Genomic DNA, 26,922 nt, shown 5'->3' with positions numbered 1-26,922 from the left:
AGTTTATTGCGTATCACATATTAAATTTTATAAGGAGCTGGCAATGCGCGCCGAAATTATGGCTGAAATGAAGGTTAAGCCAACTATTGATGTAAATGCTGAGATAACTCGCCGGGTTGCTTTTATTAAAGCACGTTTAGTAGCAGCTCACTCACGATCACTAATATTGGGTATTAGTGGTGGTGTTGACTCATCAACTTGCGGCCGCTTATGTCAACTTGCCGTAAACGAGCTAAATAAAGAACACGATACTGACAAATACCAATTTATTGCTGTGCGCTTACCTTATGGCGTACAAGCCGATGAAGACGAAGCGCAAATGGCGGTTGATTTTATCCAGCCAAGTAAACGTATGACCGTAAACGTACAACCTGCGGCTGATGCATTGCATGAGCAAGCGATAGCTGCTGTAGTTGGCTGTGGTGAAGCACTGCCTGAGCAAGCTCAGATAGATTTTGTTAAAGGTAATGTTAAAGCACGCCAACGTATGGTTGCTCAGTACGAAATTGCAGGCTTTTGCCAAGGCTTAGTAGTGGGTACCGACCATAGTGCTGAAAATATTACTGGTTTTTATACTAAATTTGGTGACGGCGCGTGCGATTTAGCTCCGCTATTTGGTTTATCAAAACGCCAAGTGCGTGCACTTGCTACTGCGCTCGGTGCCCCAGCTTTATTAGTAGAAAAAGCACCTACAGCTGATTTAGAAAGCGATCGCCCAGGCTTAACCGATGAAGAAGCACTTGGTTTGAGCTATGAGCAAATTGATGACTTTTTAGAAGGTAAATCTGTTTCTAAAGACGTTGAACAAAAGCTTGTAAGTATTTACATGCGTACACAACATAAGCGCCAACCAATTCCGACAATTTACGATTAATGTTTTAGTAAAATAAAGCAATTAACGCCTTTGAGGATTAATTGCTTTTTTGATCGACAAATTAAGAAACTGCGTATATTTTAGTAAATTAACGCTTTAAATTTTATAAACCAATTGCGTTAAATTAGTGATCTATTATAGCCCTAAGAAAATAGCGATAGATCGATCATGTTTTAACAATATTGGTATAAGTTACCCGCCAAAGAGAACACTGCCTTATATGACATCGCCCATCTTAATTACCGGCGCAGGCCAACGTATTGGTTTAGCGCTCGCTCAGCATTATATAGCCCAAGGGCAGGCTGTTATTATTACGTATCGTACTCGCCACAACGCTGTTGATAAATTAGAGCAACTAGGCGCTGTATGTATTTATGCCGATTTTAGTACCGATGACGGTATAAGTGCATTTATAAATACGCTTAAAGAGCATACAACATCGCTGCGCGCTGTTGTTCACAATGCATCAAGCTGGGACTGCGAAGCTAACAATCCTGACTTTGCAGTACTGTTCGATAATATGATGCGTATACACGCCAAAACACCGTATTTAATTAATTTAATGTGCGCTGAGCTGCTTATAAACTATCAGCAAAGTGAAAAAGTACCTGCTGATATAATTCACCTTACTGATTATGTAGTTGAAACAGGCAGCCCTAAACACTTAGCTTATGCAGCAAGTAAAGCAGCTCTCGATAACTTAACTAAATCGTTTAGCGCTAAATATGCGCCAAACATAAAAGTGAACTCGGTTGCTCCATCACTCATTATTTTTAATGAACATGACGATGAGCAATATCGAGCTAAAACCCTTAAAAAATCATTAATGGGCATTGAACCCGGATGCCAAGAAATTATCAATAGCATTGATTTACTATTACAAAGCCACTACATCACAGGGCGCTCTTTGCCTGTTGATGGCGGCCGTCATTTAAAGTAAATATAAATAAACTGAGATATTTATGCACAATGAATTAAAAGAAAGTTACGAAAAAATCATCACCGCAGTAGGCGAAGATGCTAACCGCGAAGGCTTACTTGATACGCCAAAACGTGCTGCAAAAGCAATGGAATATTTAACGCAAGGGTATCGTCAAACGCTTGATGAAATAACTAATAAAGCGGTATTTACATCTGACGCTGACGACATGGTGTTAGTGCAAGACATAGAGCTTTACTCTATGTGTGAGCATCATTTACTACCTTTTATTGGCCGTTGCCATATTGCTTATATTCCAAACGGTAAAGTATTGGGCTTGTCTAAATTTGCACGTATTGTTGATATGTTTTCACGCCGCTTTCAAATTCAAGAACAGCTAACGCATCAAATCGCTAAAGCAGTTGAAGAAGTTACTGGCGCTAAAGGTGTGGGCGTTATTGTTGAAGCAAAACACATGTGTATGATGATGCGTGGTGTAGAAAAGCAAAATTCAAGCATGCGTACATCAGTAATGTTAGGTAACTTTAGAAGCGACCCTAAAACACGCAACGAATTTTTGCAGCTTATAAAAGGTTAACCCTATGGCTAATGCAATTATTAACGTTACTAATTTGCGCCTGCGTACGTTTATTGGCTTTAACCCCGATGAGCGTGAAAAAAAGCAAGATGTAGTGATCAACCTAGAGATTCACTACCCTGCTGATGACGCGTGTAAAACGGATGAAGTTGACCAAGCACTTAATTATAAAGTGATCACCAAAGAAGTAATTAGCTTAGTAGAGCAAGGCCACTTTTTACTGCTCGAAAAATTAGTGGCTGAAATTCTTGCGGTTTGTCACTCACACCCAAGTGTTCATTACGCTAAAGCACGTGTTGATAAACCGCATGCACTGCGTTTTGCCGACTCGGTGTCGTTAACGCTTGATTGGGCTAAATAAGGCCTTAAAAAATTTATTTAAAAAAGCTTTTCGAATCCTACGGCAAGGGCGATAACCGCTAAATAGCGCGCGCCTTTGCCTAGTGTTACTAGTAATAAAAACATACTAAAGCGTACTTTAAATATCCCCCCAATTACAGTTAGCGGATCGCCTACTACTGGCAGCCAAGCAAACAACAAACTATACACACCGTATTTATTAAATTGCTTTTGTGCGCTATCAAGCCCTTTTTGCGATACAGGAAACCATTTTTTATCTTTAAAACGCAGTACCTGCGTGCCTAACCAGTAATTAACGCAGCTTCCCAATACATTTCCAAGTGTTGCTACGCACCACATAAGCCATAAATTAACTTTACCTTGGGCAATCATCCCCACCATTATCACCTCAGAAGAGCTAGGCAGTAATGTGGCAGATATAAATGCGCTAATAAATAACGTGAGATAAAGCATAATGCCCTTATGGCTAAACGTAAAAACCCAGCCTATAGCTGGGTTTACAATATAATGACTGAGGTTTTATTTTATCAAATTTAAACTAAACGGGTAATTAAACTCTTTACCTTCGTTAGCTTTAATACTCGCCATTACAACCATTACAAACCCAAAAATTGCCACTATAGGTAGTAATATTAAGCCTACTGCTACAAACATCAGTAAAAAACAAACTACATATGCAATTGCCATCGTTATTTGAAAGTTAAGCGCCTTTTTACCGTGCACGTCAACAACTGGCATCTCATCTTTTTTAATTAACCACACAATTAATGGCCCAATTATTGAGCCAAACGGCACAATAAATCCGGCAAGCGCACTCAAATGGCATAACATAGCCCACATACGGTCATCTTTGTTAACTGGTTCAACCTGTTGATTTTCTTCCATAACACTCTCCTTTTTGTTTTATGTATGTTGCCTCTTAACTAAACAAATGTCTACAAATCAACCAACGTATTTGTATTTAAAAATCACAGCGTGAAATCTTGTGATAAAAAAGTGATAAGTTTGTGAGAGTTTCTGGAGACGATTATTCAATACTTAACTCGAATCATCACTTACAGGAATAATAATGAAAACTTCTACATTAACAATTGCAATTCTTTTAGCGGCAGCTAGCCAATCGACTATGGCCGCAGAATTAGACCTAAAAGTTACTAACCTAACCAAGGGTATTCACTTCACTCCACTGTTAATTACAGCACACAACAGCGAAGACACACTATTTGAAGTAGCAACAGAGGCATCTACAGCATTACAAACAATGGCTGAAGGCGGCAATATTGCAGAGCTAGTTGCACAAGCAACTGCAGCGGGCAGTGATATGGCTGCAAATCCAGCTGAAGGTTTACTTGCACCAGCCGCATCTACAACGGCAACACTAACAACTACTGACGGTAACGAGTACCTATCTTTAACTGCAATGATGCTACCAACTAATGATGGCTTTGTAGGCTTAAACAGCTGGAAAATCCCAACAGAAGCGGGTACTTACACAATTAATTTAAATGCTTACGATGCAGGCACAGAACAAAACAATGAGCTTGTAGTTGAAGGCTCTGGCGCTCCAGGTACTCCGGGGATTCCTGCGGCTCCAGGTGGCGACGCTGGCACTGGCGGTACAGGTATATTAAGTGGTGATACAAATACAAGCATCCATATTCACCCAGGTAGCTTAGGCGATGACGATTTAGAAGCGGGTAATAGCGATTTAAGTAATACAGTACACAGATGGTTAAACCCAGTAGCGCAATTAACCGTTACAGTTAAGTAGGAGCATGATTATGTCATCTGCTAACAACCTTAAAAAAAGTCTACTAGTGCTTGCACTTGCAACCACACTTGCAGCGTGTAGCGATAATGATAACGACCCAGTTGTTGAAGAGCCGGTCGTTGTTGAGCCAATTGTTGTAGAACCTGTGATCAGTGAGTTTACTATTACTTTTAGTAACTTAACTGCAGGACAGCCTTTGTCACCACTCTCTGTCATTGCTTTTGAAGATGAAGCACCTTGGACATTCGGTACAACAGCTTCTGTTGGTTTAGAAATGCTTGCAGAAAGCGGTGCAAATGAAGAATACCTCAGCTACGAAAGTGCACTTGCTGCAGTTTCAGCTGAAGGCGCTATTGGCCCTGGTGAAACCACCACAGTAATCATTACTGTTGAAGAGCAAGAAACGCTTAATTTGTCATTTGCTGCCATGCTTGGGAATACAAATGATGCTTTTACCGGTCTTAGTTCTTTAGATGTATCAACATTAGAAGTTGGCGGCTCGTTATCACGCACTACGACAGCTTATGATGCGGGTACGGAAGCAAATACAGAAACAGCTGAAACTGTGCCAGGTCCTGCCGCTAGCGGTGAAGGGTTTAACGAAATACGTGACGATACAGCCGATATAATAACGATGCATCCAGGCATTGTTTCAAATCAAGATGGATTATCTACATCAGCACTTGGTGTTGAACATAAGTTTGATAACCCAGTATCGAAAATAGTAATTACGCGCACGCAGTAACGTTCCAGCTTGTAATGGGGAAGTAAGGGAGCACGGATGCCCCCCTTTTTACGAGGTAATACATGCGTCACGAAAAAATATTAGTAGTAGAAGATGACAGAGAAATAGGTAAGTTAATTACCACGCAGCTAACGTCGCTTAACTTACATGTTGATCATGTTGTGAGCGCAGAACTTGCCTTAAAAAAAATAGCTAAGCATCCCTACGGACTTATTTTACTCGATATAAACTTACCCCAAATGGATGGTTTAAGCTTATGCCGAAAAATAAAAGAGCATTACCCAACTACCTCCGTAATTTTACTCACCGCGCTTAGTAGCGATATGGACAGAGTTATTGGCCTTGAAATGGGCGCCGATGATTATATTTGTAAACCCTTTTTTGCACGCGAATTACAAGCCAGAGTAAAAACCCAATTACGCCACAGAGCACAACTACTCGCTAGCCAAAATAACGACAACTCCCCCGTTGATAGCGAACAAACACTAAATGTAGGCTCACTCAATATAGAATTTAGTTCGCACCAAGTGTATTTAGGCAAGCAAGCCCTTAACCTTACCGCCACCGAATTTGATTTACTCGTTTACTTTGCACGCCATCCTAATCATGTTTTTAGCCGCCAGCAGTTACTCGATAAAGTATGGGGTTACCAACACAGTGGTTACGAGCACACGGTTAATTCACATATAAACCGCTTACGTGCCAAGCTAGAAGAACACCAACAAGCGCCTATCATCGAAACAGTTTGGGGTGTTGGTTACAAACTAAACCCTAGCCAACTCAATTAAGACACCTATTATGAAATTATCTTTGTATCAAAAATTAGCTATATCGCTAGTCGTGATTTTTTGTTTTATTTGCGCCCTAGTTTACGGCTGGAGCAAGCAATTAGAACTGACTTCAAAACACCACGCCGAACAAAATCTGCACTTAGCGTTAGCGGAACATTTAGTACAAGATAACCCATTAATAAAAGAAGGGGTTTACGACTATAAAGCGCTTGAAAACCTCTTCCATACCTTAATGTTATTAGGCCCTGCGTTTGAATTTTATTTTGTAGACGAAACCGGAAAAATTCTTACTTACTCAGCAAAGCCGGGTAAAGTTAAACGCACGCATATTAGTTTAACGCCTTTAAAAAGGCTGATTAACGACCCAAGCGCTGCACCTATTTATGGTGATAATCCTCGTAATAAAGAGCAACAAAAAATATTTTCAGCCGCGCCAGTATTTAATCAAGATAAGCTACAAGGTTATTTATATGTAATTATTGGTGGTGAGGCTTACGATACCTCACTAAGCACTGTAAAAAATAATGATAAGTTATGGCTAGCTGCTTTATGGCTTGGCTCTGCACTCGCATTTTTATTTATTGCGATGCTAATTTTACTACGTTTTTTTACCAACCCAATTCAGCGCTTAGCACGCGATGTTAGTAATATTGAAGCCGCTAACTACAGCCTTACCGACACCAAGCTAAGTAACTATTCAACGCAAAAAAGTAACGAAGTGCATAGTTTAGGGCGAAGTATTCAAGCCATGTTAACGCGTATTAATGAGCAGTTTAAAGCGCTTGAACAAGGCGATAAACAACGCAAAGAGTTACTAACTCACTTATCGCACGACCTACGTACACCACTTGCTTCACTGCAGGGATTTTTAGAAGTATTAAATCAGTCAGGCGAGCAGCTAAGTAAAAAAGAGCAGCAAGAATACTTGCAGGTATCGCTTAATAATTGCGGGCAATTAAAGCTACTCATAGAGCAAATATTTGAGCTTGCTCACTTAGAAAATGGCGAAATAAGTATAAATAAAGAAACCTTTAATTTAGGTGAACTCATTTACGATTGCATGGCAAAATTTAGTTTAGCCGTTGACAAAAAAGGCATTAGTTTGTCGGTAGAACCTGCGATTTGTGATTTTCCTGTGGTTGCCGATATAGCTAAATTAGAGCGCGTGTTAAGTAACTTAATTGATAATGCAATTAGGCATACCCCTCGCGGCGGCAGCATTGCAGTACATGTAAAACGCAGTGACGATAATCAACTATTTGTGCATGTATCAGACACGGGCGTAGGCATAAAAGAAGATGAGCTGAATGCTATTTTTGATCCACATTATCAGGCAAGTAACTCCAATAAAGAAGGTCGTCAGCAAGGTGGGTTAGGACTGGCTATTTGTAGGGGATTATTAAAACTGATGGATAGTGAAATTTACGTACAAAGTGAAATTGGTAAAGGCACGATGTTTAGCTTTAATTTGCCACAAAAAAAGGTGCTTTCTTAAAAAGCACCTTACATTTTTTGTTTATTTTAAATATATAAATTAATTACTTTTTAATACCCGCTAAATCAAGCATAAATGCATAGTTTAACGCGGTATCTTCTAAACGTTTAAAGCGACCCGATGCGCCGCCGTGCCCTGCTTCCATATCTATTTTAAACAGTAACTTATTGTCATCAGTTTTATAGTCACGCAGCTTAGCAACCCATTTTGCAGGTTCAAAGTATTGAACTTGTGAATCGTGCAAACCAGTCGTTACCAACATATTAGGATACGCTTGCTTAGATACTTGGTCGTATGGCGAGTAAGACAGCATGTAATCGTAATACGCTTTTTCGTTCGGATTACCCCATTCGCCGTATTCATTTGTTGTAAGCGGAATGCTCGCATCAAGCATCGTTGTGACTACATCCACAAACGGTACCGCAGCAACCATGCCTTTATAAAGCTCAGGCGCTTGATTTGCTACTGCGCCCATTAATAAGCCACCAGCACTGCCGCCTAACGCAAATATTTCATCTTTTGCGCCATACTTTTGAGAAACCAATGCTTTAGTTACGTCAACAAAGTCGTTAAATGTATTCTTTTTAGTTAGTAGCTTGCCGTCTTCGTACCAAGGGCGACCTAGCATTTGCGAGCCACGTACATGGGCAATTGCAAATACAAAACCACGGTCTAACAAGCTCAAACGTGAGCTTGAGAACGTTGGATCCATGGTTGCACCATACGACCCATAACCATATTGCAGTAGCGGGTTAGTGCCATCTTTTTTAAACGTATCTTTACGGTAAACTAAACTTACCGGTACTTTTATGCCATCGCGTGCTGTTACAAAAATACGCTCTGAAGCGTAATTGTCAGCATCAAAATCACCTAACACAACCTGTTGCTTAAGAAGCGTTTTATCGCCAGTCGCTAAATCTACATCGTACGATGAGCTTGGAGTGGTCATGCTTGTGTAGTAAACACGTAACGTGCTGCTATCTATATCGTTATTGCCATAAGTACCAATTGTATAAGCGCTATCGTTAAAGCTCAGTGGTAACTCTTTGCCTGTTTTTAAATTACGCGCAATCAACTTTGATTGGCCCATTTCACGTTCTTGGTAAACTAAGTAGTCATTAAATAAATCAATGCCTTCGAGTTTAATATCATCGCGCGCTGGGATCACACTTTGCCAATTAGCCTTGTCGCCTGCTTTATCAATATCAACTTTCATCAGCTGAAAATTTACAGCATTTAAGTTAGTTACAATGTAGTAAGTATTCCCTAGCTTCGAAATATCATATTCAAGCCCTGCTTCGCGCTCAATTAAACGCTTAGGCATTGCTTTAGCATCATCAGCACTTAATACCGATACGCCTGATGCAGCCGTGCTGCTGTGCCAAATATAAATCTCTGACTCGTCTTTACTCTTACTCATACCCATGTAATAGCTGGTATCAGTTTCTTCGTAAATTAGCTCATCATCAGCTTGCGGTGTACCTAACGTGTGACGGTAAACTTGGTAGCCTAACAAGGTTTGTAAATCTTTTTTAATGTAGTAAACCGTTTTATTATCGTTTGCCCACACAATGCCACCGTTAGTGCCTTCAAGTGTGTCTTCGAGTAATTTACCGGTTGTTAAATCTTTTATTTTTACGCTATAAATACGACGACTAACAGTATCTTCACCATAAGCCATTAAATTGCCATTCGGGCTTACATCTAAACCACTTACTGCATAATAATCATGGCCTTTAGCAAGCTCATTTACATCTAAAATCACCTGCTGATCGGTACCTGCAAAATCGCTACTGCGCAAATAAGTGGTGTACTCGTTATCGCCACGTGTTTGCGTTGAGTAAAAATAATCACCGCTTTTAACTGGGACTGAATCATCGTCTTTTTGAATGCGCCCTTTTAGCTCTTCAAACAACTCACTTTGCAACGTTTTAGTGTGTGCAAGCATGGCATCAGTGTATGTATTTTCAGCTTCTAAATAGTTAATTACCTCTGGTGCTTTACGTTCATCATCACGCAGCCAATAGTAATCATCTATACGCGTGTCACCATGAATAGTCATTTCATGTGGCACTTTTTTAGCAACCGGGGCAACAGCTTGGGCTACTTGAACCGTTTTAACTTGTGTATTATTTTTTTTGGTTTCTTCAGGGGCTTGATTACAGCCACTTAAAATAGCGAGCGATAGTGCTGCGAGTGCGAATGGAGTACGTTTCATCAGTCAAAGTCCTTGTTGTATTTTTATTTTTTATTAAGTAATTAAATATACCTAAAAATAACCTGTGTTGTGATTTAGTTTGTGAAGCTATGTAAAGTAAATCAACGTAATTCCTCTTTTCTTAATAAGCCTACATCAGGTACTCTGTAGATATATAAATCACTTTTAGGCTCAACTGATTAAGGGTAGTAATGAATAGCGAAGTAATTAACATTTTAACTATGGCAAAAGTAATTCAAACGGCCGTTGCTCCCGTATTTTTAATCACAGGTATAGCAGCAACTTTAGGTGTTTTATCTAATCGCTTAGCACGAATTACCGACAGAGCGCGCTTATTGGAGCGAAGATTAAAAGTAAATACAGATGACGATTTTAATAAGTCGCTAGCAACAGAACTCCGCGCTTTATTAAAAAGATCGCGTTTTATACATATTGCTTTTAGTTTAAGTGTATTAAGTGCCTTACTTGTATGTGCTGTGGTTATGTTTTTATTCTTGTCACACATTCAATCAATTAACTTAAGCGTGACTATTGCTTGTTGTTTTGTAGCTGCCATGGCGTTACTTATTTGTGCATTTATTTCGTTATTAGGTGAAGTGTTTTTAGCAACCCGCAGCATGCGTCGCGGGATGATATTTGCCGATATAGGAATTAATGATTAACTTTTCATAAAAAAACCCCGAATAACTAATATTACTCGGGGTTTTTATTAAATAAGCTTATTTAATAAAATAACTTATTGCGCAGTATAAATCGTCTCTAGTACTTCAATTCTAGCTTCTTTAGCATAACCTGAAGCATTTAACTGCTCTGCTGCAACTAAAATATCTTGTCCATCATTCACTGCTAAAACGGCAATCTTAGTACCAGGAAATACAGACACCACTTTTAATCCAGCCGCTGCAGCAACGTCGCTAGCAGTAATACCATCTCTTAAAAGTACCGTAATATTACCTGATAAAGAACTTAAGCTATTAGTTAAAACATTACGTACTAAAGTTCCTTTAGTTACTAAATCAGATGCGCTTGAAACATCTACAACAGCCATATCGCCTTTTTGCATAACTACATGCTCATCGGCAGCAACACTTGATGGAACTAAGCGTAAATTTCTCTCTACTTTATAAGAGCCAAAGTCAGCTTTAGTATACTTAATAGTAGATACTTGTTTTTTTGGTAATTGAAGCCTTTCATCAAAGCTTGTGTTTGCCGAAGCGCTTAAAGAAATACACGCAGCAGTACTTAATACAATTAATTTATTTATTTTCATTTTCATAATCCTTACTCTTGACCTGCGTGACCGAATGCGCGTAAAGACACACCCTCTAAAATACTCGCTGAGCTATTGTTAGTAATACCCGTGATTACGCCACCAAAAATATTATCCGGAGCATCACTAAATGCATAACTATTTGCACTTGTATCTAGTAAACGAACCGTCCAAGTACCTTTAGTCGACTCACCATAAAACGCATTTGAAAGCATTACAGCATCTTTTAAAACATACCCACTACTGAACCCAGTTGAAGTATCGTATGCTGGGTATAGCATCGCTTGTTTAGAGGACAGTAATACACTACGTGTACCCGCTGGCGATGTAACTTCTATAGCTAAATCTGTTCCGGCTGAAGTTTGTGTACCATCGCTTAAGCCAAAGCCCATCTCAGCATTACTTACATCTAACTTAAACTGCATTGCTTCAATGCTTAGCTCTTCAGTCACTTCAATTTCTTGTGTAAGACCCGTTGCATTGTTATCTGGAATTTCTAGTGCAAGTGCGTCTTCAGCAATTACTGAACCAACACCGCTCCACTGAGTAATAACTTGTTCACCTAAAGCAACATCGTAAGCCTTCGCCATAGAAACCGCAGCTCCAGCATCAGCACGACCAAAACCATATAAGTTATTGAAGTTATAACCGGCAGAGTTTTCAATCCAACCGTCGTGTGCAACAAATTCGCCTTCACCAACTGTTAATTTAACAGCAGCATTATCTGCATCAATTAAAGTGCTAGTTGATGCAAGGATATGGCGAACGTCACGCCATGTTAAATCTGGATTAGCCGAAAGAATTAACGATACCACACCCGATGCATTTGGCGCAGCAGATGATGTGCCATTAAACGTTGAAGTATAGTTACAGCTTGCATTGTCTGCATGGCCTGGGTAGTTAAATGGATATTGACTTGCAGCAAACTCTTCACCGTAAGCTTCAGCCCATGCTGCAATAGAACCACCATTGAAACCTGAATAACCATTAATACACGTCATTTGATCTGTTGTTACCATTGCAGGTGCAAAACGACCATACTCACCCGCTGGAGCCGACACCATTACGTTAGCACCCGCTGTAGAATAGCTAGTATGCTTCCCGTTCGCATTTACTGCAGCAACACTCAAGTAATAAGGATGCCCTTGGCTTGGCTCAAAAGCGCCATTGTAACAAGTTAAACCTAAGTCATTTGCACCATTATCAGCACAAAACGAGCCTTCTCTGTCGCCATCAATGAATGAGTTACCACTAGATTTCATGTTTAGCGCACCTTTACCATCACGAAGGTTAAGGTTAGGGTAGGATTCAATTGCTTCATCTAGTTCTGAATAGCCAAAGAATGCAGGGAACGTAATACCATAACTACGGTTAAAGGCTGAAATATTTTCAGACGTACTAATACCACTACCAGGGAAGCCATGAGCAAGTAAATCAGTTTGTGCTACTTTATCTCCACCAAGGTAGTTCATACCGATTAAGCCAGCATCAGGTGCAACACCACGGCCGCCTTTGCCATTCCAACCTTTTGCTGCAATTAAGCCGGCAACACTTGTTCCGTGGTCACCACTGTTTGATGTACTTGTAGGGTCTGTACGATCTAGCGCTTCAGCGTTAAGGTTTAAAGAACGATTTGGTAATACGTTATCTACTAAATCTTCGTGGCGAATTTCCATACCCGAGTCAACAACAACAGCAGTTACACCAGCTCCTGTAACGCCTTGAGCATAAGCGGCTGTTACATTCATATCTTCACCAGCAACCAACCCTGTAGCTTCTGCATTAGCAAAACTAGCATCAACACTTGCTTGCGCTTCCTCTTCGGTATCACCGAATAGGCTTACGTATAAATTAACTAAGCCCTGCTTCATTTCATCACTTAATGAGTATGCTTTTTGGCCTGTATTATTTAGGTGCCATTGTTGATTTGCTAATGGGTCACCAACAACTCCTGAAATGTTTATTTGCGCAGAAGCCGCTTTACCATTTGCGTTTACAGTGTAATCAATAACTGCATCATCATCCGACATTGGAACATAAGTAAATGATGTTCCCTCTACAGTTAGAGTGCCGTGACTAAATGTGAATACGCCATCTTCTGCAACCACTGCTTCACCATTTTCAGTGAAGCTAAATGTAAGTGCATCACCATCGTTATCGCTGGCTTTAAATTCTGCAGTAACAGGGATCCATTGTTTTAAATCTGCAACAACAACATCACTCGCTTTAGGCGCTACGTCAGTAACTAATGGTACGCTGCTTTTATTATCGTCATCACTACTTCCACAACCAGAAAGTGAAACTACTATTGCAGCAGACAATGCTGACATTTTAAAAATATTATTTTTCATAAACTCTCTTTGTTAGTTATTTTTATGATGGGGGGGGAAGTTACACAACAGGAATCAAAATAACAACGAGGTGTTTACAGTCATTAACAATAAAGACAATAGATGTAACGATAGGGTAATCGTTGTATGCTTAGTTAAAGAAACAATTATTAAGCACATATATTAACTTGAACATTCAAAGAAGCTAATATAGAACAGGATTAACAATTACTTTAAAAGGGGCAAACATGAAATTGAAAAAAGTATTAGCAGGTATAGCATTAGCTACATGTGCACTTAGCGTATCGGCAAATTCTGCATTTAAAGAACCAAGTGACGCGATTGAATACCGCCAAGCAGCGTTTTCAATGATCTCAGTACAAATTGGTGACATGGGCGCAATGCTAAAAGGTAAAGTACCTTTTGATGCAGAGCAATTTAAAATGCGTGCTAACAACGCTGCTACACTTTCAAAAATGCCATGGGAAGCGTTTTACGAAGGGACAGATAAAGGCGACACAGCTGCACTTGCTGCTGTTTGGGCCGAAAATGCAACCTTTGTTGAAAAAGCGAATGCTTTTGCAGCAAATGCAGATAAGCTAGCGTTAGCTGCTCAATCGGGCGATAAAGCCGTAATTGGTAAAGCTTTTGGCGCATGGGCTAAAGGCTGTAAAGATTGCCATAAGCAATTTAAAGATTAATTATTGTTGTAGCCAGTTTAACAACAATAAATAGATAATAAAAAGCACTGAGCGTTAATAACGGTCAGTGCTTTTTTGATGCTTTATATTTACGAGACTTTAGCAGCTCGGCTTTTAAAAGGGCGCTTAAATAACGCACCAATATCACCTAGAATAATATATAAACACGGCACTAATATAAGCGTTATTAACGTTGCAAACATAACAGCAAAGCCAAGTGCTACTGCCATAGGTATTACAAACTTAGCCTGCAGGCTTGTTTCAAACATAATAGGTAATACACCAGCAAAGGTTGTTATAGACGTTAATAATATTGCTCTAAAGCGGGCACAACCGGCTTCTATTACTGCATTTTTAACGCTAACACCTTCGCGGCGAACTTGGTTAACGTAATCGGTCATTACAAGTGAATCATTTATAACAACACCTGCTGCGGCAATTAAGCCAAATCCCGACATTAAGCTCATATCTAAATCAAACCAGTAATGACCCCAAATAGCCCCGGTTAAACTAAACGGAATAACCGACATTACAATAAGCGGTTGTGAATAGCTTTTAAGCGGCACAGCTAGCAGTATGTATACTAAAATCATTCCGCCAATAAAAAACATTATTTGCTCATTAGCTTGAGCTTGCTGCTCTTCTATTGCGCCACCAAGCTCTGATTTAACACTTGGGAATTCTTCTATTAGCTGTGGCAGTAGATTTTCTTTCACTTGCTTAACCACTTCGCCTGGCTCAATTTGCTCTTCATCAATATTGCCATAAACATACACGGTACGGTAACCACCTTCGCGGCGTATATAGCTAATACCTGGCGTTTCTGTTAGCTCTACTACATCACCAAGAAGTACTTCTCGCCCTTGTGGAGTAGTAACAACGGTGTGTTTAAGCGATGAAAATGCCTCACGAGTCAGCTTAGGGTAACGTACCATTACGCGTACTTCTTCGCCGTTTCGGATTACACGCTGTGCTTCGCCACCATAAAAACTAGCACCCACTTGATTTGCAATGCCGGCTAAATCTAAGCCTAAATCGTAAGCAACGGGTTTAAGGCTCATTTGCACTTCTTTGCTCGCAGGATCTATGGTTGAGCTAATATCAAACAACCCTTTTTGCTGTTGAAGTAATTGAATAAAACGACGACCCGCTTGATTTAAAGTATCTATGTCTGAGCCATACAGTAAATAGCCAAACTCGCCGCCGCCATTACCACCGCCGCCACCAACATCGTCTTGAATAGTTAACGACTTAATACCAGCAATAGTCGGCATAGCCTCACGCCACCGGCGAGAAAGCTCAAATGCATTGTATGGACGTGAATCTTCGTCAACTAATGGAGCTAGTAACTGCGACTCGGTTCTGCCTTGATTAAATACCAATACATCACGAATAATTTTTTGACCAAATTCACGTTCAGTCTCTTCATCGACTCTAAGTACCATAGCTTCTATTTCACGAATAGCAGCAATGGTTTGTAAGTCAGAAACGTTGTCGTTCATTTCTACTTGAATTTGTGGAAAGTCGTGCGGCACTTTAGGAGTTGGAACTGTACGTACTTTATTAGACGTAATAAGTGCAATACTAATTATAAACATTGCAATAAAAGCAAACAAAACAGTCCAGCGCCAATCAACACACTTAGCAATAAAACGTTTATATGGGCCATTTACGAAACCAAAAAAGCGTGTATTGAAGCGATCGCGCCAACCACCTTTTTTAATCGGCGAAAAGTGCGTATGAGCAATGTGAGCTGGCAGTATCAGCTTTGATTCAATCAAACTAAATGCTAAACACAGCATTACTACAACGGCTATACCATAAAAGAAGGCACTTTCTGGCCCGCTCGACATTGTGAATGGTGCAAATACAGCAATCGTTGTTAACACACCAAAGGTTGCAGGTGTTGCAACGCGGTTTGCTCCGCGCACCACGTTTTCAACGCCACCACCGCTTTTTTCAACTTCGGTATAGGCGGCTTCCCCTATCACTATGGCATCATCCACCACTATGCCGAGCACCATTATAAAAGCGAATAACGAAATAATATTAATGCTAATGCCAAATAGTGGCATCATCATCATGGCCCCTAAAAAACAAACAGGTAAGCCAATCATTACCCAAAGCGCTAGTTTAAAACGCAAGAATAACGACAACATAATTGCCACCAAAATAGCACCTTGAAACAGGTTAGCTTTCATCATATCAAGGCGAGCATTTAGGTAGTAGGTCATATCCATTAATGGCTCTAATCGAATACCTGGCGGTAGCTGCTTATTTTTTTGATCAATAAACGCTTTAACCGAATCCGCAACGGGAATCATGTTTTGCTCTTGCGTTGCTTTTACCGATAAATACACCGCGTTTTCGCCATTAAACTTAAAGTAGCGCTCACCTTCGGTAAATTGATCTTTAATAACTGCAATATCTTGCAGTAAAACTTTAGCGCCATACTCGCCAATTTTTACCGGAATTTGCCTAAACTCTTCACCTGAGTAAAACTGATTCTCGACGCGAACAGAAATAACACCTGCGTCTGTTTTTAGCTGCCCCGCCGAAAAGTTAGCTGAGTAACGGCGTACTGCATTCATCACATCACTAAGGGTTAGATTATATTGGCGCAGCGTATCGGGCTCTATTTCAATTGCTATTTCATCAAGAGGAACATCGTTTACCACTAACGACACGTTAGATAACTGTAGTAACTCATCCTCTATTTGGTTTGCTATAGGCTTAAGCTCTGTAAGTGGTAAGTCAGCAACGAGCGTCATACCTATTACGTCTTGCCTAAACTCAACCTGACTTATGGTGACCGGTTCCATACCAGCCGGAAAGGTCGCAATACCATCAACACGCAACTTTACTTTATCAAGCACATCGGTAAGTTTTGCATCGGTGTTTATTTCTAGGCTGGCTGTACCGCCATTTCTAAATGCGCGATACACGCCTTTTTTAATTTCGGTTATATCTTTAAGTGACTCTTCAACTTTTATAAGAATACTTTCTTCTATTTCCTGAGGAGAGGCACCTGGGTAATTAGCCTCAATATTAATGTAGTTAATCTCTACATTAGGAAACATTTGACGCTGAATCGTAAAGTAACTTATAGCCCCCATAATAATGATAAAAAACATCATTAAATTAGCGGCTACTGAATTATTAGCAAAGTAGGCAATTAGCCCTGTTTGTTTTTGTTGTATTGACTCGCTCATAACTATTACACCCTACAGCTGTTGCGTGTTTGAAGTGCTCGTTTCTGAGCTTTCAGGTTTTGCAGCTACACCTGCAATTTTAACCTGCATTCCTTTTTGCGGGTATTCAGGTAAAGTAATAACGAGTTTGTCATCGGCATTTAAACCACTGCTAATATAAAAATACTCACCCTCTTCTCGAATAACCGTTACTTTGCGAGGCTCTAGTTCTTGATTTTCGTTTACTACCCACACAGTCTGATTGTTAACCAAAGCTTGCGGTAAACGGTAAATATTATTAAGCATTGCACCTGCAAAATTCACCTGTACGTAGCTGCCAAACTTAATGGCTGGCTGTATATTCTTAAGACCGTATGGGTCTTCAATTCGCACTACTAGACTGCTCATACGCGTAGCGTTATCAACAATCCCTAGGTCGCGGTCAATTACACCTTCTCGGGTGAAGCTGTTTAGACCTTTTTGAATAATCGTTGCGGTAATACCTTTAATACGCTCTGGTAAAAAAACGCTATCGAACCCTGCTATAGGAATAATCACTTCAGCAGTTTCAATATTATTGAGCTCAGCAACTTGCGAACCCATAGTGACAAATTGACCAACACCTACATTTCGGCTAATAACCAATGCATCGTAAGGGGCTGTTACTTCACAATTATCTAAGTCACGTTGTGCACGTTTTAATGCAGCTTGCGCCGACTTTACAGATGCCTGCGCACTTAACACTTGAGGCTTACGTAAAAATAAGTCGGTACGCGCTTTACTTGGAAAACGCTTTGCTTCATCTGCGGCTACTTGAGCTTGGGCCTGCTCTTCAATTAAGCCTGCTTGTGCACGAGCAATTTCTGCCTCTGCAACAAGTACTGCTGCTTCGTAGTTGTCTTTTTCGATAGTAAATAACGTTTCACCGCGAGCAACGATGCCGCCGGCTACAAAATTAGGATGCCAACTTAACACTTCACCCGACACCTGCGCCGAAAGCTGTGTACTTTCAAGAGGCTTTACTTCACCGTAGCTATTAATAATAACTTGATGATCGTTTGCAGCCACTGGCTCAACTTGCACTGTTGGACGAGTATCAATTACTTCTTTTTTTTCTGGCTCTTGTGCAATGGCATTTATTCCCATAAAGCCAACAACACCAACAATTAGCGCTACAAATGGAAAAACCCATCTAAGTGAATTTGTTTGCATATCCTATTATCCCCAAAATTCTATTAACGTCATAATACCAGAGCCATATGAAACATTAAGGTGACATTTGTAAGCAACTGTTGCAAATACATATAAACCACTGCTATTTAGGGCTATAAAAATAACTTTGCATGCAGCTCACCTCATTTGTTATATTTTGTTACAAACTTTTGTTTATTAATATCAGTTAATTAGCGTTGTACACTTAAATTTCGTCGCGAAGATGTGCGAAATTAAATTAATTTACGTACAGTCCAATTAAATTAACAAATATTAAAAGTCTCAAAATGAAATTAACGACCATCACCCTTGCGCTTAGCTTAGCGTTTGGCAGCCATGCATTTGCAGCCGATAAAAAAGACGAAAAAGAGCCAAAAACACTTAGCGAAATGATCAAAGGACAAACCGAATTTGCCGGTATATTTAGCCTTTATCAAGACGAAAAAACCGGTAAGCACCTTATGGTGATTAACGAGTCCCAACTTAATACGCCGTTTGTATATTTTGCGCACACTGTCGATGGCGTTACAGATGCAGGCCATTATCGTGGTTCGTACCGTGAAACTAAGTTAATTGAATTTAGAAAATACTTTGATCGTATCGATATCATTAGCAAAACACCTCGCTACAAATTTGACGAAAACAGTGCAATTTCAAAAGCGAGTGATGCCAATATTAGTGAAGCGGTACTTGCGAGCATTAAAATAGAAAAAGAAGAAGACGGTAAAATAGCATTCAACGTAAATAAGTTATTTTTAAGCGAAGCACTTCATAAAGTATCACCTACGCCAAATCCAGCTGATAAAAACGCCAAAAAGCGCTTTAAAGTAGGCAAATTAGACGATAAAAAATCACGCATTATTAAACAGCGCCCATACCCTAATAATCTAGACGTGGTTGTTGATTACGTATTTACTAACCCAAGCCCAACGGTACGTGGCTCAAATGCAGTAAGCGACCCACGTAGCGTATCGGTAAAAGTTCAGCACTCGTTTGTTGCTTTACCTAGCAATAACTACGCACCACGTATGGATGATGCGCGCATTGGTTATTTTACAAATCAATTTGATCAAATGACATCTACCGATTGGGCACCTTATGAAGATGTTATAAAACGTTGGGATCTACAAAAGAAAGACCCTAGTGCAGCACTTTCAGAGCCAGTAAAACCAATTACTTGGTGGATAGAAAACACCACACCTATCCAATGGCGCGATACTATTCGTGACGCTGTTTTAACGTGGAATACTTCTTTTGAAAAAGCCGGTTTTAAAAATGCCTTAGAGGTAAAAGTACAACCAGATGATGCAGACTGGGATGCGGGCGATATTAATTACAACGTACTGCGTTGGACTTCGTCACCTAAGCCTCCATTTGGCGGATACGGACCAGCACTTGCTAACCCATTAACAGGCGAAATACTGGGCTCAGACATTATGCTTGAGTTTGTATTTATGAAAAACCGCTGGATTTATGACACACTTTTCACTCAAGGAACAATGAGCCACGGTGAAACAACAAATACCGGTGAGCTAAATTGCTCACTAGGGCATGAGATTCAACAAAATCTAATGCTTGCCAAAGGTCTTGCTAGCGGCGACAAAATTGAAGATAAAGAAATGCTTCGCCAAGGTCTAACGCAATTGGTACTTCACGAAGTTGGCCATACTTTAGGTCTTAACCACAATATGAAATCATCTATTTTGTGGGATGAAAAAGAAGTACACGACAAAAACAAAACCCAAGGCATAGTAACCGGTTCTGTTATGGATTATGCACCGGCTAACATTGCCCCAATTGGTATGCAGCAAGGTGATATTTTTCAAACAAAACCAGGTCCTTACGATGATTGGGCAATTAACTATGGCTACAGCGTAGCACTTGCAGATGAAGCTGCTGAGCAAGCTAGACTTGAAAAAATACTTGCTCGTTCAAGTGAACATGCCCTTGCCTTTGGTAACGATGCAGACGATATGCGCGCACCAGGTCGCCATATCGATCCACGTGTAATGATTGGTGATTTGTCGTCAAATCCTGCGGCCTATGGCGCAGATCGTATGGCGTTAATTAATAAATTATTTACTGAGCTAAAAGATAAAGCAACAGTTAAAGGTGAGTCTTACCAACAGCTTGTTACCTCTGCTAATAGCTTATTTGGTCAGTACAGAGCTCAAGCGGGTGTTGTTTCTCGCCAAATTGGTGGTGTGTACGTTGAGCGTGCTGTAGTGGGTGATGCAAACGCAGATAAACCATTTACACCGGTATCGCTTGAGCGTCAAACACAAGCGATGGATATACTCGCAAAGTTTGTATTTGCACCAGACGTACTACAAAACATGCAACCTCTATATAGCTACTTGCAACTGCAACGTCGTGGCTTTAATCACTTTGGTAAAAATGAAGACCCTAAAGCACACCAAATGATTTTAGGGATGCAAAAGTCTGTACTTGCACAGCTATTACACCCAGCGGTATTACTGCGTATTTCTGATACTGCTTTGTACGGTAATGAATATAGCCTAACTCAGTTTATGCAAGATTTAACCGCTAATATTTTTGTGAAAAGCAAAGACGCAAACTCTATTAGTCACAACTTACAAATTGAGTATGTTAACCAGCTAATCGCAATTGCAGGTCTTGGCAAAGCAAGTAAGTACGATAACTTAGCTAAAACAGCTGCGTTATATCAGCTAACTCAAATAGCCGATACCAGTATTGCTTGGGGTGCAGATACAGCAACTAAAGCGCATAAAAAATATATTGATCGCTTAATTGCAAAGGCACTAGAAGCGTAAAATATCTCTACTAATTGAGTAAACCAAGGCCACGTTTAACGTGGCCTTTTTTATCACTTAATTCACAGATCAAATATAAATAGTGCCTTTTAAATACCTTACAGCATGCCCCGTTAAGGTGACGGTTGTATCACCCACTTCACATAGTAAATACCCGCCTCTGCTTGAAGCCTGATAAGCGCTTAACGTAGTTTTACCCAATTGCTGCGCCCAGTAAGGTGCCAAGCCAGTATGAATAGAGCCTGTTACATAATCTTCGTCACCACCGCTTGCAGGCCAAAAATAACGAGATATAAAATCATATTCAGCACTTGCAGCAGTGGCCACTACATCAAGTGGATAAAGCGTTTTTAAAAGCTCTGAGCTAGTTTTTAATTCAAGTATTTGATCGGCGTTTTCATAAATAACAAAGTAGGCTTGGCGATTTTTAAGCACTTTACTCGGTTGTATAGACAGGCCGTCAAGCAGTTGCTGAGGCACATTTTGCACTTCAACCGGTGCTTGTTTTGGAAAGGTCATTGCAAAGCTACCATCAGCGTTTTTATTAACGATTAGCTCGCCCACCGCATCAGCAATAAAGCGAATTTGCGATATGTTATGCTCTTCACATAAAACATAGGCAGCCGCAAGTGTGGCGTGACCACAAAAATCGATTTCCATTAACGGCGAAAACCAACGAATAACAAAACTGCCATCGTCTTGCAGGCAGGTAAAAGCAGTTTCAGATACGTTATTCTCAGCGCCAATCTTTAGCATTAAATCGTCACTTAACCACGATTTTAGTGGGATCACTGCCGCATAGTTACCTTTGAATAACTCATTCGTAAACGCATCAATTTGATGAATAGCTAATTGCATTGTTTAAACTTTGTAATGATTAATAGCTTAAAACTGCCATACCTAAACTAAATTAGCACTTTTATTTTGGCTTTAAGCCATTACAGGCCGCATTCTATAATATTGCATACAACCAAATTGCACAGCATTGGTAAGCAACAGCATAATAAACATAAGTAAGTGCGCCGTGCTTGGAGCCGCTGTTGTAAGCTCAACAACTAAGCCGCAAATACCAGCAATAAACTGCAAGCTAAAGTAGCGCGCGCTTAAATTACTTACATTACCCGTACGCAATGTTTTATAAGTTTGCGGCATAACACGTACCGAACTCATCACAAGGCCAACATACGTTAAAGCGCTTAATACCGTTGCAGTATCAAGGCTTGAATTCAAAAGTAGTGAAAAAGGCAGTAACGAAAAACCTAGCATAGTAAACAACTGTACCCGTTCTCGTTTAGCTGCGTTATAACGTGCAAAAAAATACAAAATAAGTCCGCTTAACGCACCGGTTACAATAAATGGTAACGCAATATAAAAACGCTCAAAATAAATATTGTAGGTTATAAAATAAAGGCTTTGTGCTAACCCAAACGTCATCATCAATAGTGATAAACCTGAGACACTACGATTTTTTCGAATTTTGTTTAGTAATGGTAAAAAACTAAAAACCAAAATAAATGAAGACAATATAGGCAAATAATGCGCCAAAGCAACCTCGCTCGTTACATAAATGTTAATTAAAAGCAGAAATAAAAACATTTAATAAACATTTGTTTTAAAAGGCTTTTACTATGAGCGCGGCATTGTAGAGCCGCGTAAATTTAACTCAACTAAATAAGAAATTCTTGTTTTAGGTACTGGCAAGCTAGGTATACAAAAACCGTAGAATTAAGTTCACGGTTTACCGGTTTAATAGAAAGCCTCACCGTCAAACTATTAAATAAAAATGATAGTTGTTATCATGCGCAAGTCATTAACTGCTGTATATAAAACTACCTATGAGAAAAACTCTTTTTAAAATTCACAGTTGGATCGCTCTAATAGCTATCATTCCATTGATTGTTATTAGTATTACAGGGAGCGTATTAGTTTTTAAAAGTGAAATAGATGGCTTACTTATGCCAAGCAGCCACTTTGTTGTAAATGCACTGCCAGAGCGCATGCCAATCGACACGTTAATTGCCAAAACAGAGCATGCTTACCCTGAATATGTAGTAGGTAGTTGGGAAATATTTAACGATGATACAGCTGATCGGGTTTACTTAGTCAAACGCGGCACAGAGCAATGGTATAAGTTTCATTTAAACCAGTATACGGGTGACATTTTGTCTGAACCTGTTGGTACCAGCCATTATTTTACCGATTGGTTTTTAGAACTACATTACACTTTTTTACTGAACGACTTTAAAAACCTGCCAGGGCAAACAGGCACTGTACTAGGCTTCTTTTTTGCTCTGTTTTTATTGGTATTAGGTATTACTGGGCTTATTATTTATCGTAAATTTTGGCAGCGTCTATTTAGTGTGCGCTGGCGTGCAACACTGCAAATTGTACTTAGCGACATTCATAAAATGACGGGGGTTATAGGATCTCCCATCATTATTATTTTAGCTATCACAGGTGGCTACTTTAACTGGGCGGTGTGGTATCACGAAGTTATTGAACACGCAGATGAAGAGCACTTTGTACTAACCAAAAACCTACACAGTAGCGATATTTCGTTTCAACGCATACTTGATGACAGTAAAAAGCAAATACCCACTTTTAACGGCACGTTTTTAGTTATGCCACTCGAACCTGACGAAAATATTACTTTATTCGGCGAAGTCGATACCGCCAACCCACTTGCTAGTGAGTATGCCAATACGGTTAGCTATAACAAGCTAACAGGCGAGCACATAGCTAACTGGGATATTCGCGAAGTAGGCGTTGGCTGGCAGGTAATTGATAGCTTTAGAAAGCTTCATTTTGGCTACTTTGCAGGGCTAATAAGTAAAATACTGTGGTGCGTAATTGGTTTAAGCCCAGTGTGGCTAGCAGGTACTGGTTTTTACTTATGGTTTACTCGCCGAAAACGTAAAAAACAATCACAAAAAAACCGTTTAAATAAACGCCAAGTCACTAGGGCGTGTTGATCTTTGGTGGGTGAATTTGCAGCAGTATGTTTGGTTTTTAGGCAAGGCGGAGCCTATGTAGTGTGGTTATTCCCCATGAATAGGCGATAACGCAGCATAAATACCAAACATGCGCTGCCCTAAGGGTTCTTTCTAGGGACGATTGACTCTTTGTTGCTCGGTTTTTACTTAGCCCACTAGGTTACAAACCTCGCGCCGCGATTTAATCGCCCCTAGATTGAACAAATTTCAATCCACAAAGTTCAACATGCCCTAGCGTTTAAAAATAATAGCTTATGATTCATTTAATAATAAGCTATTTATAAATTATAAAAACAGCACTCTACATATTATTTATAGAAGAGAGTGCGCAATAATACTTAGTCATTTTGAGGGAGTAAACCTAACGCTAGTTGCATTAAAAACGTCTCATTTAGAACAACTAAATAACGAAATTTTTGCCTTACTATCGACAAGATTTTTCTGCCTAAAAAGAATTATTAATTAATCTTCGCACATCCAAAAAAATGTTATCGCCAGCCTTTTAGTATTTAAATCATCTCCAAAATACTCAGATGCACTGTGAACAATACTACCTTTAAATATAATTAAACGATTAAAGCGATTCTCAATATCTATGTCTTTATACCATGCGCTATATGGAAGGCTACTTACATTAAGTGCATCAACAAGGTTAGCATAAGGAGGATCGACAATATTTCCTCCTGCCGCTTCATTTGCATACTTTAAACGATAAAAAGAGGTACCGGCAGAGGTAATTGGATCAGGATTTAAATACAAAACAGCAGCGTATCTACATAAATAACGATTATCTACATGAGGCCTAGAAGCCCCTTCTTCAGCCCCCACTAAAATTGCAGTATTGGTATCAACTACAACCTTATTGGAATCAGCAACCCATAATTTATTTTTTTTGATAACTGACTTAACATATTTTTCTATTTTTTTAAGCTGTTTACTATTTAGAGCATTAGGAGTGCGCATTCCAGGCCAAAGTTCTTTGGTATACGGCTTACCGTACTTCCAAACCTCTTTTTTTAAACATGAAGAACGAATAGCCATTGCTTCTTCATGTTTAAAAAACTCATCAACAACCCAATAGTTACTACCTAGTTCTGGCTTTTCATACCTTAAACCAGGTGCGTCGGAGGGGACGCTTGGAAGTACAACGCTCTTGGGAACTTTCTGATGCTTAAATGACATTGTCAAAATACTTATTTTATTAAAACAGCTCAGAATATAACATTTACTTAACAGTCATTTAAAGTGAATAATAAAACTCTACTTAGCGCATACCCAAAGCTACTACCGTTATTTTGCCTACAGCTCTGTATTAGGGCTGAGGGCATAGTTTATTAGTGTTTCATTATAAAACTATGGTCACATTAGTATTTAAGCCAAAATTTTATACATCGTAAATTTAGCATTAGTCCATTTATAAAATTTTTAGAAAAAAAATCTATAACATTGATTAAAAACCCACCACATTGTAATGTAAAAATTAACAAAGGAGTGGGTTATGATATTTATCAAAATAGTTATTAGTATTACCTTTTTATTTTTAGTTGGATGTAACACAACCAAGGTTCAGCAAGTAGAACAACAAGTAGGGCTTGAACAACTATTAAACCATTCTTTGTTTAATAAACTCGACACACCTTCCGAGCACAGTATTTTTGAGTTACCGGATGCTGAAAAAGAAATATTTTTAGCTTACGCCGAAAACCAAAAGCTATCCCAAATCCGTGATGACCGCATAATTTACAACTACCTCGAAAGCCAGATAGCTAACTTTAAATACCATGGCGATACACTTAGTTCAGCTCAAACCCTAAAGCGTTCGCAAGGTAATTGCATTAGTTTAGCCATTTTAACGCAAAGCTACGCACAAGCTCTTGGGTTAGAAACAAGCTTTCAAGAAGTTACAAGTAAGCCCATATACGCAAAAGAAAATAATGTTGTTTATGTCGCTAATCACTTTAGAACAAAAGTATATGCTCCAAAAGTAGAGAAAAAAGATGATAATATAATTGAGTTTTTCAGAGCGGGCACCTTAATTGATTACTTCCCTACTCGTCGCAGTTTTTATTCAAGCAGCGCAGACTATAACGATTTAGTTTCTAAGTTTTACAGTAATTTAGCTGCAACAGCGCTAGCAGACAAACAGCTGGATATTGCTTACTCACTTATTCTACAAGCAAACAAATACACTCCCAATGATCCTGAATTATTTAATATAGCGGGCATTTTGCATCGTCGGGCTGGTGATTTACAAAGCGCTAAAAACATCTATCAAACAGCACTTAGTAATAATGAAATAAGCATTAATTTAATCAGCAACTATCAGCTTTTAGCTAAAAAATTAGGCGACAAAGAGCTTGTTAAGGAGCTCACCTCACAATTAGTTAATAAAGAAAAAGACCCATATGAATTACTAGTAATCGCTAAAAACGACTTACAAGCTGGCCACGCTCATCAGGCTAAAGCACACCTTGAGCAAGCTATTACTAAAGCGCCTTACATTGCTGAGTTATACTTGGAACTCGCAAAAGTTCGCTATCAACAAGGTAATATTAAACAAACACAAACCTTACTTGAGAAAGCAATTGAACTAGAACGTGATAATCAAAAACTCGATGTATATCAAGCTAAGTTACTGTCGTTACAAATGGACAAATAA

General features: G+C 39.4%; 23 protein-coding genes. 13 read left to right on the top strand and 10 right to left on the bottom strand.

Features of this window, described 5'->3' with window-relative positions; all coding sequences use genetic code 11:
- Positions 1-43: 43 nt before the first annotated feature.
- The 4 genes from nadE (at position 44) to folX (ending at position 2,752) form a co-directional block, all read left to right on the top strand.
- On the top strand, positions 44-874 hold the full coding sequence (nadE, locus tag I6F45_RS15875) for an ammonia-dependent NAD(+) synthetase (protein WP_165729340.1): 831 nt from the start codon (positions 44-46) through the stop codon (positions 872-874).
- Positions 875-1,094: 220 nt separating this feature from the next.
- Complete coding sequence (gene folM / locus I6F45_RS15870; RefSeq protein WP_010554547.1) at positions 1,095-1,814, top strand: dihydromonapterin reductase; 720 nt, start codon at positions 1,095-1,097, stop codon at positions 1,812-1,814.
- 22 nt (positions 1,815-1,836) lie between these two features.
- Positions 1,837-2,391: a GTP cyclohydrolase I FolE gene (folE, locus tag I6F45_RS15865; RefSeq protein WP_002962341.1), complete on the top strand. Its 555-nt coding sequence runs from the start codon at positions 1,837-1,839 to the stop codon at positions 2,389-2,391.
- Positions 2,392-2,395: 4 nt separating this feature from the next.
- Positions 2,396-2,752: a dihydroneopterin triphosphate 2'-epimerase gene (gene folX / locus I6F45_RS15860; protein WP_007377309.1), complete on the top strand. Its 357-nt coding sequence runs from the start codon at positions 2,396-2,398 to the stop codon at positions 2,750-2,752.
- 17 nt (positions 2,753-2,769) lie between these two features.
- Here the strand turns inward: folX and I6F45_RS15855 are convergent, their stop codons facing one another.
- Together I6F45_RS15855 and I6F45_RS15850 are read right to left on the bottom strand one after the other, a co-directional pair.
- Complete coding sequence (locus I6F45_RS15855; RefSeq protein ID WP_010554546.1) at positions 2,770-3,204, bottom strand: YqaA family protein; 435 nt, start codon at positions 3,202-3,204, stop codon at positions 2,770-2,772.
- Between the two features lie 66 nt (positions 3,205-3,270).
- Positions 3,271-3,636: a DUF4870 domain-containing protein gene (locus I6F45_RS15850; RefSeq protein ID WP_165729341.1), complete on the bottom strand. Its 366-nt coding sequence runs from the start codon at positions 3,634-3,636 to the stop codon at positions 3,271-3,273.
- A gap of 184 nt (positions 3,637-3,820) precedes the next feature.
- Here I6F45_RS15850 and I6F45_RS15845 point away from each other — a divergent pair, with 184 nt between their 5' ends.
- From I6F45_RS15845 to I6F45_RS15830, 4 genes are all read left to right on the top strand, one after another.
- The gene (locus I6F45_RS15845) at positions 3,821-4,522 is read left to right on the top strand and encodes a spondin domain-containing protein (RefSeq protein WP_165729342.1); all 702 of its coding nucleotides are present in this window, start codon (positions 3,821-3,823) and stop codon (positions 4,520-4,522) included.
- Between the two features lie 10 nt (positions 4,523-4,532).
- A complete protein-coding gene (locus I6F45_RS15840) occupies positions 4,533-5,267 on the top strand; it encodes a spondin domain-containing protein (protein ID WP_024607274.1) in 735 nt (244 codons plus the stop codon).
- A 62-nt stretch (positions 5,268-5,329) separates the two neighbouring features.
- Positions 5,330-6,055: a response regulator transcription factor gene (locus I6F45_RS15835; RefSeq protein ID WP_007580488.1), complete on the top strand. Its 726-nt coding sequence runs from the start codon at positions 5,330-5,332 to the stop codon at positions 6,053-6,055.
- A 10-nt stretch (positions 6,056-6,065) separates the two neighbouring features.
- Positions 6,066-7,553 (top strand): sensor histidine kinase, encoded by a 1,488-nt coding sequence (locus tag I6F45_RS15830; protein WP_007580487.1) that lies wholly within the window; start codon positions 6,066-6,068, stop codon positions 7,551-7,553.
- A gap of 43 nt (positions 7,554-7,596) precedes the next feature.
- Here the strand turns inward: I6F45_RS15830 and I6F45_RS15825 are convergent, their stop codons facing one another.
- Complete coding sequence (locus I6F45_RS15825) at positions 7,597-9,771, bottom strand: S9 family peptidase (RefSeq protein ID WP_165729343.1); 2,175 nt, start codon at positions 9,769-9,771, stop codon at positions 7,597-7,599.
- A gap of 191 nt (positions 9,772-9,962) precedes the next feature.
- Between I6F45_RS15825 and I6F45_RS15820 the strand changes: the two genes are divergently transcribed.
- Complete coding sequence (locus tag I6F45_RS15820; RefSeq protein ID WP_165729344.1) at positions 9,963-10,433, top strand: DUF2721 domain-containing protein; 471 nt, start codon at positions 9,963-9,965, stop codon at positions 10,431-10,433.
- 74 nt (positions 10,434-10,507) lie between these two features.
- On the opposite strand, the gene I6F45_RS15815 is transcribed toward I6F45_RS15820, so the two are convergent.
- Complete coding sequence (locus I6F45_RS15815) at positions 10,508-11,041, bottom strand: S8 family serine peptidase (RefSeq protein ID WP_165729345.1); 534 nt, start codon at positions 11,039-11,041, stop codon at positions 10,508-10,510.
- Between the two features lie 11 nt (positions 11,042-11,052).
- Complete coding sequence (locus tag I6F45_RS15810) at positions 11,053-13,392, bottom strand: S8 family serine peptidase (RefSeq protein WP_165729346.1); 2,340 nt, start codon at positions 13,390-13,392, stop codon at positions 11,053-11,055.
- 227 nt (positions 13,393-13,619) lie between these two features.
- Here I6F45_RS15810 and I6F45_RS15805 point away from each other — a divergent pair, with 227 nt between their 5' ends.
- Positions 13,620-14,072, top strand: a complete 453-nt coding sequence (locus I6F45_RS15805) for a c-type cytochrome (RefSeq protein ID WP_197119554.1) — start codon at positions 13,620-13,622, stop codon at positions 14,070-14,072.
- Positions 14,073-14,161: 89 nt separating this feature from the next.
- On the opposite strand, the gene I6F45_RS15800 is transcribed toward I6F45_RS15805, so the two are convergent.
- A complete protein-coding gene (locus I6F45_RS15800) occupies positions 14,162-17,284 on the bottom strand; it encodes an efflux RND transporter permease subunit (protein ID WP_197161094.1) in 3,123 nt (1,040 codons plus the stop codon).
- A 12-nt stretch (positions 17,285-17,296) separates the two neighbouring features.
- Complete coding sequence (locus tag I6F45_RS15795) at positions 17,297-18,475, bottom strand: efflux RND transporter periplasmic adaptor subunit (RefSeq protein ID WP_007580481.1); 1,179 nt, start codon at positions 18,473-18,475, stop codon at positions 17,297-17,299.
- A 287-nt stretch (positions 18,476-18,762) separates the two neighbouring features.
- Here I6F45_RS15795 and I6F45_RS15790 point away from each other — a divergent pair, with 287 nt between their 5' ends.
- Positions 18,763-21,270 (top strand): zinc-dependent metalloprotease, encoded by a 2,508-nt coding sequence (locus tag I6F45_RS15790; protein WP_165740521.1) that lies wholly within the window; start codon positions 18,763-18,765, stop codon positions 21,268-21,270.
- 69 nt (positions 21,271-21,339) lie between these two features.
- Here I6F45_RS15790 and I6F45_RS15785 read toward each other — a convergent pair whose 3' ends face one another.
- Positions 21,340-22,128: a PhzF family phenazine biosynthesis protein gene (locus I6F45_RS15785; protein ID WP_165740522.1), complete on the bottom strand. Its 789-nt coding sequence runs from the start codon at positions 22,126-22,128 to the stop codon at positions 21,340-21,342.
- 72 nt (positions 22,129-22,200) lie between these two features.
- A complete protein-coding gene (locus I6F45_RS15780) occupies positions 22,201-22,815 on the bottom strand; it encodes a PQ-loop repeat-containing protein (RefSeq protein WP_033012533.1) in 615 nt (204 codons plus the stop codon).
- A gap of 290 nt (positions 22,816-23,105) precedes the next feature.
- Here I6F45_RS15780 and I6F45_RS15775 point away from each other — a divergent pair, with 290 nt between their 5' ends.
- The gene (locus tag I6F45_RS15775; RefSeq protein WP_197161092.1) at positions 23,106-24,242 is read left to right on the top strand and encodes a PepSY-associated TM helix domain-containing protein; all 1,137 of its coding nucleotides are present in this window, start codon (positions 23,106-23,108) and stop codon (positions 24,240-24,242) included.
- 483 nt (positions 24,243-24,725) lie between these two features.
- Here I6F45_RS15775 and I6F45_RS15770 read toward each other — a convergent pair whose 3' ends face one another.
- A complete protein-coding gene (locus I6F45_RS15770; RefSeq protein ID WP_007580474.1) occupies positions 24,726-25,445 on the bottom strand; it encodes a DUF6445 family protein in 720 nt (239 codons plus the stop codon).
- 316 nt (positions 25,446-25,761) lie between these two features.
- Here I6F45_RS15770 and I6F45_RS15765 point away from each other — a divergent pair, with 316 nt between their 5' ends.
- On the top strand, positions 25,762-26,922 hold the full coding sequence (locus I6F45_RS15765) for a tetratricopeptide repeat protein (protein WP_197161090.1): 1,161 nt from the start codon (positions 25,762-25,764) through the stop codon (positions 26,920-26,922).

The organism is Pseudoalteromonas sp. SWYJZ19 (genome assembly GCF_015864375.1).
In the GTDB taxonomy this organism is placed as follows: domain Bacteria; phylum Pseudomonadota; class Gammaproteobacteria; order Enterobacterales; family Alteromonadaceae; genus Pseudoalteromonas; species Pseudoalteromonas arctica.
This window is presented reverse-complemented; position numbering and strand designations above follow the sequence as displayed.